The 12408-nt window shown below is 72.7% G+C and carries 12 protein-coding genes; 7 read left to right on the forward strand and 5 right to left on the reverse strand.

All coding sequences use genetic code 11. From position 1 onward, the window contains the following. Positions 1 to 38 precede the first annotated feature (38 nt). The gene (locus tag ABTY56_RS24170) at positions 39 to 245 is read right to left on the reverse strand and encodes a hypothetical protein (RefSeq protein WP_350631130.1); all 207 of its coding nucleotides are present in this window, start codon (positions 243 to 245) and stop codon (positions 39 to 41) included. A 154-nt stretch (positions 246 to 399) separates the two neighbouring features. On the opposite strand from ABTY56_RS24170, the gene ABTY56_RS24175 reads away from it, so the two are divergent. Together ABTY56_RS24175 and ABTY56_RS24180 are read left to right on the forward strand one after the other, a co-directional pair. Continuing rightward, positions 400 to 1173: an SDR family NAD(P)-dependent oxidoreductase gene (locus tag ABTY56_RS24175; RefSeq protein ID WP_350631132.1), complete on the forward strand. Its 774-nt coding sequence runs from the start codon at positions 400 to 402 to the stop codon at positions 1171 to 1173. Between the two features lie 219 nt (positions 1174 to 1392). Further along, entirely contained in the window at positions 1393 to 3291 is a 1899-nt protein-coding gene (locus tag ABTY56_RS24180) for an ABC transporter ATP-binding protein (RefSeq protein ID WP_350631133.1), read from the forward strand. A 51-nt stretch (positions 3292 to 3342) separates the two neighbouring features. On the opposite strand, the gene ABTY56_RS24185 is transcribed toward ABTY56_RS24180, so the two are convergent. After that, the gene (locus tag ABTY56_RS24185; protein ID WP_350631134.1) at positions 3343 to 4011 is read right to left on the reverse strand and encodes a lysophospholipid acyltransferase family protein; all 669 of its coding nucleotides are present in this window, start codon (positions 4009 to 4011) and stop codon (positions 3343 to 3345) included. Between the two features lie 176 nt (positions 4012 to 4187). Here ABTY56_RS24185 and ABTY56_RS24190 point away from each other — a divergent pair, with 176 nt between their 5' ends. Continuing rightward, positions 4188 to 4400 (forward strand): EF-hand domain-containing protein, encoded by a 213-nt coding sequence (locus ABTY56_RS24190; RefSeq protein ID WP_224282188.1) that lies wholly within the window; start codon positions 4188 to 4190, stop codon positions 4398 to 4400. A gap of 123 nt (positions 4401 to 4523) precedes the next feature. Here the strand turns inward: ABTY56_RS24190 and ABTY56_RS24195 are convergent, their stop codons facing one another. Then, the gene (locus ABTY56_RS24195) at positions 4524 to 6728 is read right to left on the reverse strand and encodes a bifunctional glycosyltransferase/CDP-glycerol:glycerophosphate glycerophosphotransferase (RefSeq protein WP_350631135.1); all 2205 of its coding nucleotides are present in this window, start codon (positions 6726 to 6728) and stop codon (positions 4524 to 4526) included. A 999-nt stretch (positions 6729 to 7727) separates the two neighbouring features. Between ABTY56_RS24195 and ABTY56_RS24200 the strand changes: the two genes are divergently transcribed. Together ABTY56_RS24200 and ABTY56_RS24205 are read left to right on the forward strand one after the other, a co-directional pair. Then, complete coding sequence (locus ABTY56_RS24200; protein WP_350631136.1) at positions 7728 to 7994, forward strand: hypothetical protein; 267 nt, start codon at positions 7728 to 7730, stop codon at positions 7992 to 7994. Between the two features lie 353 nt (positions 7995 to 8347). After that, positions 8348 to 8794, forward strand: a complete 447-nt coding sequence (locus ABTY56_RS24205) for a YjbQ family protein (protein WP_350631137.1) — start codon at positions 8348 to 8350, stop codon at positions 8792 to 8794. A 75-nt stretch (positions 8795 to 8869) separates the two neighbouring features. Here the strand turns inward: ABTY56_RS24205 and ABTY56_RS24210 are convergent, their stop codons facing one another. Both ABTY56_RS24210 and ABTY56_RS24215 read right to left on the reverse strand, forming a co-directional pair. Then, entirely contained in the window at positions 8870 to 9421 is a 552-nt protein-coding gene (locus ABTY56_RS24210; RefSeq protein ID WP_350631138.1) for a DUF1990 domain-containing protein, read from the reverse strand. A gap of 224 nt (positions 9422 to 9645) precedes the next feature. Beyond that, positions 9646 to 10761 carry an FAD-dependent monooxygenase gene (locus ABTY56_RS24215; RefSeq protein WP_350631139.1) on the reverse strand — a complete coding sequence of 372 codons (1116 nt, stop codon included), beginning with the start codon at positions 10759 to 10761 and terminating at the stop codon, positions 9646 to 9648. Positions 10762 to 10983: 222 nt separating this feature from the next. Between ABTY56_RS24215 and ABTY56_RS24220 the strand changes: the two genes are divergently transcribed. Next, positions 10984 to 12111 (forward strand): TetR/AcrR family transcriptional regulator C-terminal domain-containing protein, encoded by a 1128-nt coding sequence (locus tag ABTY56_RS24220; RefSeq protein WP_350631140.1) that lies wholly within the window; start codon positions 10984 to 10986, stop codon positions 12109 to 12111. A 9-nt stretch (positions 12112 to 12120) separates the two neighbouring features. Continuing rightward, on the forward strand, positions 12121 to 12348 hold the full coding sequence (locus ABTY56_RS24225) for a hypothetical protein (protein WP_350631141.1): 228 nt from the start codon (positions 12121 to 12123) through the stop codon (positions 12346 to 12348). Positions 12349 to 12408 lie beyond the last annotated feature (60 nt).

A 12408-nucleotide genomic window follows, 5' to 3' on the forward strand; every position in this document is an offset into this window, starting at 1 on the left:
AAGAGGCTGGGTGTGGGCACGGGGCCCGGGTTGCCGGGCTACCGGGTCGGCTTCTCCTTGGGGCCCTTCGGCGAGAGCAGCAGGAGACCGAGCAGCAGGGCGGCACCAGCGGCCTCGGGCAGGTACGTGGGCGCGTCGGACACGACGGCCTCGTCCTCCACCATCAGGCTGGCTAGGGTGTCGGCCTCGGACGACGTCGCGCTGCGTGACGCCGAGGCGGTTTCGGTCCGGAACTGAGTAAGCATCAGATGTGCCTCCTCGTCTGGCTTTCACCGTCCGGTCGGGCGGTGCCCTTTCCGACACTACGTGCACGATCGGACAGCTGCATGCGCAACCCTGTGAGCTGGGATGTTGCACTCGGTGTGGGCTCGACTGCGGCGAGTCGGTACGGTCGGGGGCATGACCACAGCCTTGATCACCGGCGCGACCGCCGGCATCGGAGCCGCGTTCGCGCGCCGGCTCGCCCGTAGCGGCTACCAGCTCGTCCTGGTGGCGCGCGACACCGGGCGCCTGGAGCGTGCCGCCGCCGACCTGCACGGGACGTACGGCATCGAGGTGGAGGTGCTGACCGCCGACCTCGCGACCGACGAGGGGATCGGTGCCGTCGAGGCGCGGCTCGCCGACTCCGCCCGCCCGGTGGACCTTCTGGTCAACAACGCCGGCTTCGGCAACAAGGGCGCGTTCGGGGCCGTCCCGCTGCAGGACGAGCTGGACATGGTGAAGGTGCACATCGAGGCGATCCTGAGGCTGACCACGGCCGCCCTGCCCGGGATGCGCGAGCGCCGCCGGGGCGCCGTCGTCAACGTCGCCTCGGTGGCGGCCTTCCTGCCGCGCGGCACCTACGGGGCGAGCAAGGCCTGGGTGGTCAGCTTCACCCAGGGCGTGCTGCGCGACCTGGGCGGCACGGGCGTGCGGATGATGGCGCTGTGCCCGGGCTTCACCCGGACGGAGTTCCACGAGCGGGCCGGCATGGGCACCGGCAACATCCCGTCCTGGTCCTGGCTCTCCGCCGAGCGGGTGGTGGACGAGGCGATGCGCGACCTGGCCCGCGGCCGGTCGTTGTCGGTGCCGGGCAAGCGCTACAAGGTCGCGGTGGCGATCGCCCGGATGCTGCCGCCGGGCGGGCTGGGCGGCCTCTCCTCGAAGGCGGCGCGCACCTACCGCACCGACTGACGCCGATGTCCCGGGCGGTCGGTCGCGCGGCTCGGGCGGTCGGCCGCGTGGCTCGGGCGGTCGGCCGCGTGGCTCGGGTCCGACGGGAATAGAGGGAATCTCACTATTAGCTTGTCTAACTATGAGCTATCCTCGCTATGTCCACTCCGTCCACCCGTCCGACTGCGTGTCCGACTACGCGTCCGACCGCCCGTCCGACCGACCCAGGGAGGCCCGCCCTTGAGGCAAGCCGCCACCGACTGGACCCCGCCCGAGCGCGCCGAGGGCGAATCCCGCCCGCCGGCCCCGTGGCGGCGCATCCTCGCGCTCTTCCGCCCCTACCGGGGCCGTCTCGCCACGGTCGGGCTGCTGGTCGCGGCCTCCGCCGTGGTGTCGGTCGTCTCGCCGTTCCTGCTGAGGGCCGTCCTGGACACCGCCATCCCGCAGGGCCGCACCGGGCTGCTCAGCCTGCTCGCGCTCGGGATGATCCTCACCGCCGTGGTGAACAGCATCTTCAACGTCCTGCAGACGCTGATCTCCACCACCGTCGGCCAGCGCGTCATGCACGACCTGCGCACCGCCGTCTACGGGCACCTGCAGCGGCAGTCACTGGCCTTCTTCACCCGCACCCGCACCGGCGAGGTGCAGTCCCGGATCGCCAACGACATCGGTGGCATGCAGTCCACGGTGACGTCCACCGCGACCAGCCTGGTCTCCAACCTCACCGCGGTGGTCGCCTCGATCGTCGCCATGGTCGCCCTCGACTGGCGGCTCACCGTCGTCTCCCTCCTTCTGCTCCCGCTGTTCGTCTGGATCAGCCGCCGGGTCGGCCAGGAGCGGAAGAAGATCACCACCGAGCGGCAGAAGCAGCTGGCCGCGATGAGTTCGGCCGTCCAGGAGTCGCTCTCGGTCAGCGGCATCCTGCTCGGCCGCACGATGGGCCGCTCCGGCTCGCTCGCCCGTGAGTTCACCCAGCAGTCCGACCAGCTCGCCGACCTGGAGGTCCGGGCCAGCATGGCCGGGCGCTGGCGGATGAACACCATCCAGATCGTGATGGCCGCGATGCCCGCGCTGATCTACTGGGCGGCCGGGCTGACCTCCGCCGCCGGCGCACCGATCGTCTCGGTCGGCACCCTGGTCGCCTTCGTCACCCTCCAGCAGGGCCTCTTCCGCCCCACCGTCAGCCTGCTGTCCACCGGCGTGGACGTGCAGACCTCGCTCGCGCTCTTCCAGCGCATCTTCGAGTACCTCGACCTGCCGGTGGAGATCGCCGAACCGGCCGACCCGGTCACGCTCACCGCCCCCCGCGGCGAGGTCCGCTTCGAGGGCGTCGACTTCCGGTACGACCCCGCGCAGGAGCGCCCGACGCTCTCCGGCATCGACCTCAGGGTCCCCGCCGGGAGCTCACTGGCCGTGGTCGGCGAGACCGGCTCGGGCAAGACCACCCTCAGCTACCTCGTCCCGCGGCTGTACGACGTCACCGGCGGCCGGGTCACCCTCGACGGCGTCGACGTCCGCGAACTCTCCTTCGACACCCTGGCGCGCGCGGTCGGCGTGGTCTCCCAGGAGACCTACCTCTTCCACGCCTCGGTCGCCGATAACCTGCGCTTCGCCAAGCCCGGCGCCACCGACGCCGAACTGGTCGAGGCCGCCCGGGCCGCACAGGTCCACGACACCATCGCCGCCCTGCCGGACGGCTACGACACCCTGGTCGGCGAGCGCGGCTACCGCTTCTCCGGCGGCGAGAAGCAGCGCCTCGCACTCGCCCGGACGATCCTGCGCAACCCGCCCGTCCTCATCCTCGACGAGGCCACCAGCGCGCTCGACAACCGCACCGAGCGCGCCGTCCAGCAGGCCGTGGACACCCTGGCTGCCGGCCGCACCACCATCACCATCGCGCACCGGCTCTCCACCGTCCGCGCCGCCGACCAGATCGCCGTCCTGGACCGCGGCGTGGTGGTGGAACTCGGCACCCACGAGGAACTGGTGGAGCTGGACGGCCGGTACGCGGCCCTGCTGCGCCGGGAAGCGCCGGAGGCCGTTCTGCGGGAGAGGTCCGGTCCGGCGGAGGACGCCCTGTCGGAGGACGCCCTGCCGGAGGGGGCCCTCCTGTCGGAGGCCGCCCTCCGTCACGCCTGAACCCGCCGGTCGGACCCGCCGGCCGGGCGGGCCCGTCGAGCCCGACGCCGGTCAGGCCGCCTTCGGGACCTCGTTGTAGTTCTCCGCGACCTCCTGGCCGGACAGCCGCTGGATCGCCGCCATCACCTCGTCGGTCACCTGCCGACGGGCCTTCAACGAGCGGGCCTGCCCGTGCAGCTCGTCGAAGTGCAGCGGCTCGCCGAAGCGGACCGTCACCTTCTTCAGCCGCGGCACCCGCTTGCCCACCGGCAGGATCTGCTCCGGCCCCTCCAGCGCCACCGGCACGACCGGGACGCCCGCGGTGAGCGCGAGCCAGGCGACGCCCGTCTTCCCCCGGTAGAGGCGGCCGTCCAGGGAGCGGGTGCCCTCGGGGTAGATGCCGAAGGCCTTGCCGTCCTCCAGGATCTCCAGCGCCGACTCCAGCGAGGCCTGAGCGGAACGGTAGGTGCCGCGCTCGACCGGCACCGCGCCGATCGCCTCGAAGAAGCCCTTGGAGAGCCTGCCCTTGAGCCCGGTGCCGGTGAAGTACTCGGCCTTGGCGAGGAAGTGGACCCGGCGCGGGGAGGTCAGCGGGATCACCACGCTGTCGATGAACGACAGGTGGTTGCTGGCCAGGATCACCCCGCCCTTGCGCGGAACGTTCTCGACCCCCTCGATGACCGGCCGCCAGATTCCCCGCGAAACCGGTTTCAGCACCAGCTTGGTGACGAGGTCGAGCACGATTCCCTCCCTGGACGAACTACCGCCCGGGAGGTGCCCGGGCCCGCAATCAGATCCGCAGACTACGACACGCACCCCCGCGCCCGTCCACTCCCGCCGACCGTGGTGCACACCACGGCCGGGTAGGGTACGGCCGTCCGAACAGAGCAACACCCCGCAGTACCCAGGAGGGCACGATGGAGACCACCGAGGCGATCAAGGCCTTTTTCGACCGCTTCGACAAGGACGGCGACGGCAAGATCACGGCGGCCGAGTACGCGCTGGCCGCGAACGAGATGGGCGACCACGACGTCACCCTCTCGATGGCCGAGGCCCTGATCCACAGCATGGACACCAACCACGACGGCGTCCTGACCTTCGAAGAGTTCCTGGCCGCCCGCCAGCGCTGAGCCCGCACCGACCGGGGCCGGACGCCGTACCGGCGGCGCCCGGCCCCGGTCGGCGGATCCGCCGCTTCGCGAGCTGCGGGCCCTACCGCTTCCCGCTTTCCCGCTGCGGGCCGTACCGCCCGGTTACCGCCCGCCGTCCACCGGGAACACCCGGCGCACCACCCGCTCCGCCGCGCCGCCGTCGTCCCAGACGCAGAACTTCGCGCGGAACCGCGCCCGCGCCCCCGGCGCCGGATCGCCCGCCAGCAGCGCCCGCACCAGCTCGTCCGCGGTCTCCGTGACCGCGCCCGGCGGCTCGGCGAACAGGTCGAAGTAGACGCCGCGCTCACTCTGGTACTCCGCCCAGTCCGGGGCGAAGATCACCACCGGCCGGTCCAGCACCGCGTAGTCGAACATCATCGACGAGTAGTCCGTCACCAGCACGTCCGCCGCGAGGTAGAGGTCCTCGACGGCCGGGTGCGACGAGACGTCCACGATCTCCGCCGCCTGCCCGCCGGCCGTCAGGTCGCCCGGCCCTCCGGTGTGGAAGTAGTGCGTGCGCACCAGCAGCGTGAAGTCCGGGCCCAGCCGGCGGGCCAGCTCGGCCACGTCGAGCAGCGGCACGTAGCCGCCCTTGCCGCCGCGGTGGGTCGGCGCGTACAGCACGGCCCTGGTGCCCGGCCGCAGCCCCAGCCGCTCGCGCATCGCGCGCACCTCGTCGGGGGCGGCGTCGGCCAGCCGGTCGTTGCGCGGGTAGCCGGTGTCCAGCATCTCGTACCGGCCGGGGAAGGCGCGGGCGAAGTGCTCGCTGGTGTGCGGGTTGGGGGAGACCAGGAAGTCCCAGCGGTCGACGGCCTCCTGGAGCAGGTCGAAGTCCATCCCCTCCGCCGCCGCCGGGCGGTCGCGCAGGTCCATGCCCATGGTCTTGAGCGGGGTGCCGTGCTGGGTCTGCACGTGCACCGAGCCCGGCCGCTTGACCATCGTGCGCGGGAAGTTGACGTTGTTGACGAAGTACTTGGCGGTCGCCATCGTCTTGAGGTAGGCCGGGGTGTTGACGATCACGTACGGCACCCCCGGCGGCAGCGCCGCGGCCTGCCGACGGTTCTCCACCACCCACACGCCCCGGATCCGCGGCGCGAGTTCCTTCGCCTTCTCGTAGATCGCCGCCGGACTGCACGCGTAACCCCGGTGCCAGTACGCGGCGTAGACCGCCAGGTGCTCGTCCAGCGGCAGCCGGCGGAAGGCGTTGTACGCGGTGAACCGGGCGCCGCTGCGCACCCCCTTCTTCACCGCGGGAGCCACCGCCCGCGCCCCGCGCTTGAGTTCGCGCGGCAGCCGGCCGGTGCGGCGCAGCTCGGCGTAGGCGATCCGGGCGCCGCGCGCGGCCAGCCGGTACTGCACGCCGCGCACCCCGCCGGGGTAGTGGTAGCCGGCCGGGCGGTGGCGGTCGAAGTGCCGGGCGATCCGCTGGAAGAACTCCTTGCGCAGGCCGGTGGGGACCAGCCCGGGGGTGTCGTAGACGTTGAGTGCCTGGCGGACGGTCCGGTCGAAGACCAGGGTGCGCAGCGAGTCCGGGACGGGCCGGCCGGGGCGGTCCGGGCGGTCCAGGAAGGCGAAGATCGCGTCGTACTGGGCGAAGACGTCGGCGTGCTTGGGGGAGGCGGTGGCGGTGATCGCGCCGTCCCGGCCGCGCCGGTAGTTGTAGCAGGGGCGGTCGAGGTAGCGCAGCCGTCCGGCGGCGAGCAGCGCGGGGTAGGTGACCGAGATGTCCTCGTAGTAGCCGCGGCCGAAGGAGACGCCGAGGCCGTCCAGGAACTCGCGGCGGAACACCTTGTTCCAGACCGACATCACGGTCTGGAACAGCGCCGGGTGCTCGGCCAGGGTGCAGCCCTCGACCAGGGGGGAGCCGGTCAGCACGTGGCGCCAGGGGTTGGACTCCGTCCCGCCGTCCGGGTAGACGTGGGTGAAGTCGGTGATCAGCACATCGGCGGGGGTCTCGCGGCGGCGCTCCTGCGCCAGCTCGTCGAGGATCACGCTGACCGTCCGCTCGGGCACCCAGTCGTCGCTGTCCAGGAACCAGACGTACTGGCCGCGTGCCTGCGGCAGGGCGGCGGTGCGGGCGCCGCCGAGGCCCTGGTTCTCCGAGAGGTGCAGCACCCGCAGCCTGCGGTCGCGGGCCGCGTAGGCGTCCAGGATCGCGCCGGAGCCGTCGGGGGAGAGGTCGTCGACCGCGATGACCTCGAAGCGGGATTCCAGGGCGGGGGTGTCGCCGAGGATCGAGTCGAGGCAGCGCGGCAGATACCGCTCCACGCCGTGGACCGGGAGCACGATGCTGAGGAGGAGGGACACGCTGGCCGAGTCTACCGATCCACCGGGCGCGACCTGCGTGGACGTCCGGTCCGGGGGCTCGCCCGGGATCCGGGGCCGGGGGCCGTGCCCGGGATCCGGGAGGCCTCGCCCGGGGTTCGGGTCTCTGCCCCGGGTGACTGCCGTTGCCGGGGAGCGGGGGCGTGCCATGGGGCTGGGGGGATTTGTCGACGGGATCCGCGGGCTGGGGACCCGGGACCGCCGGTGCCGGGCCCCTCACGGGGCGGCACCGGCAGTCAGGTGGCGGCCCGGCCGACCCTCTACGGCCGGCCGCCGGTCCGGGCACCGCGCGAGCCTGGCCACCGCAGCGTCGAGGCGGCCGGGCAGTGGCTCGCGGGAGCCGGAGTTCTTCATCACTCGAACACACGCCTGGGTGCGGTGCGGGCACTGGCGTGTGCAACAGATATTGCTTGGAGGTTCGGCGGGAGTCAATCCCTCGAATGTGTTCACTTCATGAAGTCGGCCGGTTCATGTCGGCCAGTTCATGTCGGCCACTTCATGACGCCGGGCGTACGACGGGCCGTGGGTGCCGGTGGGCAAGGGTAGCGCTGGGTGATCGCGGGCGGCGGCGGGCGTCGCGCTCGGTGGTGGACGGTGAATGGACGGTGATGGACGGTGCCCTGAAGATCACTTTGTCGATCTGACGGCTGTCCCCTATATGGGGAGCCCACATGTGGGCTCCCCGGGGGTGTGCGCGGGCGCCTCGACCGGGGCTGTGTCGGACGTCACCACAGCGCCCCCGTGCGCCGGGCGCGTGCCGCGCACACGGGCGCCGGACCGCACCTCTTGGCCCTGCTGACGAACGGCGGGTCGTGCACCATCATTGATGCCTAGTCGTGACCGGCCGGGTGGCCCCTGGTGCATCGTCAGTTGACGCCGCACGATACGGTGGCACAACGCCAAGGACGGTTGCGCGAAGGCCGTCCGTCACGGATAGTCTTCGCCTCACGGCCCTGGCGCCTCGTAGGGGTGGGAAAACTGATGGAACACATGCAAGTGCGGACTCGGCCCCGTGTGCCGGCGATCCAGTGCGGTGTCGGCACGACCGGCCGCCGGATCGAGCGACACCTGGCCGTGCTCGGCGCGCCCGCACTCTCGGCGGTGGACACCGCCGAGGCTCTCGGGCTGATAAGGGAGCTGACGCCGCGCGGCGCCGAGGCTCCGACGACCCGTCGTCGCCACACCAGGATCTCGCTGCTGACGCCACTGCGTCGGCTGCGGCGCAGCCTCTTCGGCGGGCGCGGCTAGGGGTTCGTCCCCGGCCGTCGCGTCAGTCGTCGTCGCGTCAGTCGTCGTCCCGTCCTGGGCGGGAACAGGCCCGGTGGACCTTCGGTCCGTCGGGTCTTCGGCGTGTCCGGGGCTGGTACAGCCGCTCGCGGGTGTGCCGCGGGCCGGGGGATCTCGGGGTCCGCGGCGGGTTCCTGAGGGGTCCTCGCCGGGCTCCTGGCGGGGCCGTGGCGGGTCCTCGGTGAGTCTGCGCCGGGTCCTCGGCGGGACCTCGAGGTGGTCTGAACCTTTCACCCTACGCGAGTTTGCCTCCCTGGCAAGCCGAGTCGGCGAGGCAGTACGCCCGGCCACCTGACCTGGGCCAGGATGGCGCCATGGCGGACAACAACCACTCCACCCCGACCGGCGGGTTCCAGACCACCACCTTCGAGATCACCACCGGCAGCCGCGAGGTCGCCCTCGACATCACCGACCGCTGCGTCGCGTTCCTCGACGAGCGTGCCGCCGGGCGCGACGGCCTGCTCAACGTCTTCGTACCGCACGCCACCGCGGGGATCGCCGTCCTGGAGACCGGTTCCGGCAGCGACGACGACTTCCTCGCCACCCTGCGCGAGCTGCTTCCGGCCGACGACCGCTGGCGCCACCGGCACGGCAGCCCCGGCCACGGCCGGGACCACGTGGTGCCCGGACTGGTCGCCCCGCACGCCACCCTGCCGGTGCTCGGCGGCCAACTGGCGCTCGGCGTCTGGCAGTCGGTGGTGCTGATCGACACCAATGGGGACAATCCGCGCCGGACCGTCCGGCTGTCCTTCCTGGGCTGAGCCCGGCCGGCTCGTGCGGGGTCGGGGCTCGTACGGGGTCGGACCTGGCGGGGTCGGGGCCTGGTGGCTTCCTGACTAGCGGTCGACGTGTGCGGCCACGGCCGTGAGGTAGCGCTCGATCGCCAGGTGCTGGCAGAGCAGCGCGACCGGGCGGCCCAGGCGGGCGTACCAGGCGGAGAGCCGGGAGAACGCGGTGACCTCGAACCACACCTCGCCGTCGGCGTCCATCGACACCAGGAAGGCCTCCTCGCCGCACTCCGGGTGCCCGGGGAGCGTGCCGTACGCGAATCCGACCCGGTCCGGCTCGTCCACCGTCCACACCACCCGGCAGGGGATCACCAGCCGCGGCCACCGGCTGCCGGGCAGACTCAACCGCAGCAGCACCGTCGCCCCGGGCCGGGCCGGCCCGCCCGGGTGGACCGCGAAGCCGGTGCCCAACTGGGTGCCCCAGCCGAGCACGTACCGCCCGGCCCGCTGCAGCACCTCCGGTCCGTGCCCGAGGTGCACCCGGCGCCGCAGGTGCGCGTACCCGTCCGGCAGCCGCCCGCCCCGGGTGGCCCCCACCTCGGCGTACGTCGGGGCGGTGGCGTGGGCGGCGAGCAGGCGTCGGCGGAGATCGGTGGCCATGCCGGACACGGTAACCGCCGGCCGGGAGCGGCCGGCCGGCGGGCCGGCGCCTGCAGAGGGCATCCGCGAACAGGTTTCGGCGGACGGGGTTCAGCGAACAGATGACAGCAGACAGATTTCAGAAAACGTTCGCTGAACTCCGTTCGCTGTCATCGGCCCGCTGTGATCTGTTCGCCGCCATCCGTGGTGAGCGCCCTGCAGGCCGTCGCCGCCGCCCGCCTCGGTCAGCCGTCCAGCGAGATCGCGTTCTTCGCACGTTCCACCGACTCCTCGGCGGCCGGACCGCCCGGGTTCTCGGTCGCCAGGTCCTGGTTGAGCGCGACGAACGGGCGCATCCGCTCCTCGTACGAGGCGAAGGCGGTGCGGTGGTCGCCGTCGGAGCGGGCGAGGGCGTCGGCCAGGACGTGGGCGCCGACCAGGGCGAGGCTGGTGCCCTGGCCCGACAACGGGGAGGCGCAGTAGCCCGCGTCCCCGAGCAGGACGATGCGGCCCTGCGACCAGCGGTCCATCCGGATCTGCGTCATCGTGTCGCAGTAGAGGTCGGGTGCGTCGGCCAGCGCCTTCAACAGCCTCGGGGTCTCCCAGCGCAGCGCCGCCATCCGCTCGGCGACGACCGCCCGCTGTGCCTGCGGATCGCGCCGGCCCTCCGGCAGTGGCTCGCCCGCGTAGCCGAAGCTGATCCGCAACTCGCTGTTGCCGCGCACCGGGTAGATGCCGTAGCCGGCTTCGCCGTCGCGAAGCCAGAGCTGCCAGTCCTCCAGGCCGAGGAAGTTGTCCGAGCTGAAGATCGCCAGATGCATGCCGAGGTGGCGTGCGAAGCGCTCCTCGGGCCCGAAGGTCAGTCGGCGGACGGCCGAGTGCAGGCCGTCGGCACCCACGACCAGGTCGAAGCGGCGGGGCTCGGCGTGCTCGAAGGAGACGAGGACGTCGTCCTCGTCCGGGTCGAGCGCGGTCACGCCGTCCCCGAAGACGAATCGCGCGCATCCTTCCTCTTTCGCCCGGTCGTGCAGGATCCGGACGAGGTCGTCGCGCAGCAGCTCAAGGTCGCCGCTGTCGAGCCGCCCGCTGCTGAACGTGTTCTCGGTGGAGCGGTGGAGCTCCCGGCCGTCGCCGTCCAGGACGGACATGCCCCGCATCCGGGTGCGGTGGGCGCGGATCTGCTCCAGCACGCCCAGTCGCTCGACCACCTCCAGCGCGACGCCCCGGACGTCCACGGCCTGCCCGCCGCCGCGCGGCCCGGAGGCGCGCTCCACCACCGTGGGGGCGTAGCCGCGGTGGCTCAGCAGTGCGGCGAGCGCGGTGCCCGCGATGCCGCCGCCTGAGATGAGCACGGTCTTCATTGGTCGCTCCTCGGTGTCCGTCGACGCGCGGTGCCGCGCGTCGGCTCGTACGCTGTACGCGAGCTGAATGTACGGCGTACGCGCAGCCGGGCCAACTGCTGTTCTGTGCCAACTGATCTAGTGCAGACGGAGATTCCGGCACGGCGCCCCTGGTAGCGTCTGCGCTAGTACAGTTCCGGCTGTCGCGGATTGGGATCCACATCACACGAGGGGGCAGGTCGCATGTCCGGCACACCAGAGTCCGTCCCGCCGTACCGGCGCATCGCCGACGAGATCGCCGGGCGGATCGTCGACGGCACGCTCGCGCCGGGCGATCGGGTGCCCTCGACGCGGCGGATCGTCCGCGAGTGGAACGTCGCGCTGGCCACGGCCACCAAGGCGCTCACCACGCTGAGGCTGGAGGGGTTGGTCGAGGCCCGGCCCCGGGTCGGCACCGTGGTGGCTGCGCCTGCACCGGCCGCGCGTGCCGTGCCCGCGCCTGCCCTGCCCGCGCCCGCCGTGCCCGCGCCGTCCGTGCCCGCACCCGTCACGCCTGCCGCCAGCGCGCCGCGGGACCGGGCACCGTCGGGCGCGGGCCCGTCCGTGGAGCTCAGTGCGGAACGGATCGTCCGTGCTGCCATGGAGATCGCCGACCGTGAGGGACTCACCGCGCTCTCCATGCGCAGCGTCGCGGCCCGGCTCGGCGTCGCCGCGATGTCGCCCTACCGCTACGTCCAGAGCAAGGACGACCTGGTGCTGCTGATGGCGGACGCGGCGTTCGGGGAGGAGTCCTACCCGTTGGACCCACCGGGGGAGTGGCGGGCGCGGCTGGAGATCGGTGCCCACACGCTGTGGCGGATCTACCGGCGCCACCCGTGGCTCGCCCAGGTCGGCGTGCTCACCCGCCCACTGATGCTGCCCGCCCTGCTGGACCACGCCGAGTGGGCGCTCGCCGCGCTCGACGGTCACGGCCTCGACGCCGCGACCATGCTCGACCTGCACGTCCTGCTCTACAGCTACGTCCAGGGGATCGCCGTCCACCTGGAGCGGGAGGCCCAGGCCGAGGCCACCACCGGCCTCACCGAGGACCAGTGGATGGACCGTCAGAGCCCGCTCCTGGCGGCGATCGTCACCGGCGAGCGCCACCCGGTGTTCGCGCGGACGACCGGCAGCCTCGGCAACGGCTACGACCTGGACCTGGACGCGTTGTTCGCCTTCGGGCTGAAGCCGCTGCTGGACGGCGTCGCCGCCATGATCGAGTCGACCCCGACCCCGGCCTCGGCCTCGACGCCGGCCTCGACCCCGACCCCGACCCCGAACAGCGGGGAGCGGACCGGGGCGGTCTTGCCTCGGGGCGGAGCGGCGGAGTAGGAAGGCGGCATGAGCGACAGCGACAGCGCGACGAACGAGTCCACGGCGGTCTGCGAACTCGCCTCCGACGGCGGCAGGGCCGAGGCGGCGCTCGGGCACGACCCGACGGCGTCCGGGCCGCGCGCCGACTGCGTGCTGTGCGGCGAACCGACCGAGCTGCCCGCCGACCAGCCGGGCAGCACGCTCTGCCCGGTGTGCGCCTGGCAGCAGGCGCAGCGCATCGCCTGCTCGGGCTGATCCCGCCCGGTCCGACGCCCGCCCGACGGTCGATCCGAGGCCCGTCCGCGGCCGCGTAAC

It is taken from the genome of Kitasatospora sp. NPDC097691, from assembly GCF_040302665.1.
Taxonomy (GTDB): domain Bacteria; phylum Actinomycetota; class Actinomycetes; order Streptomycetales; family Streptomycetaceae; genus Kitasatospora.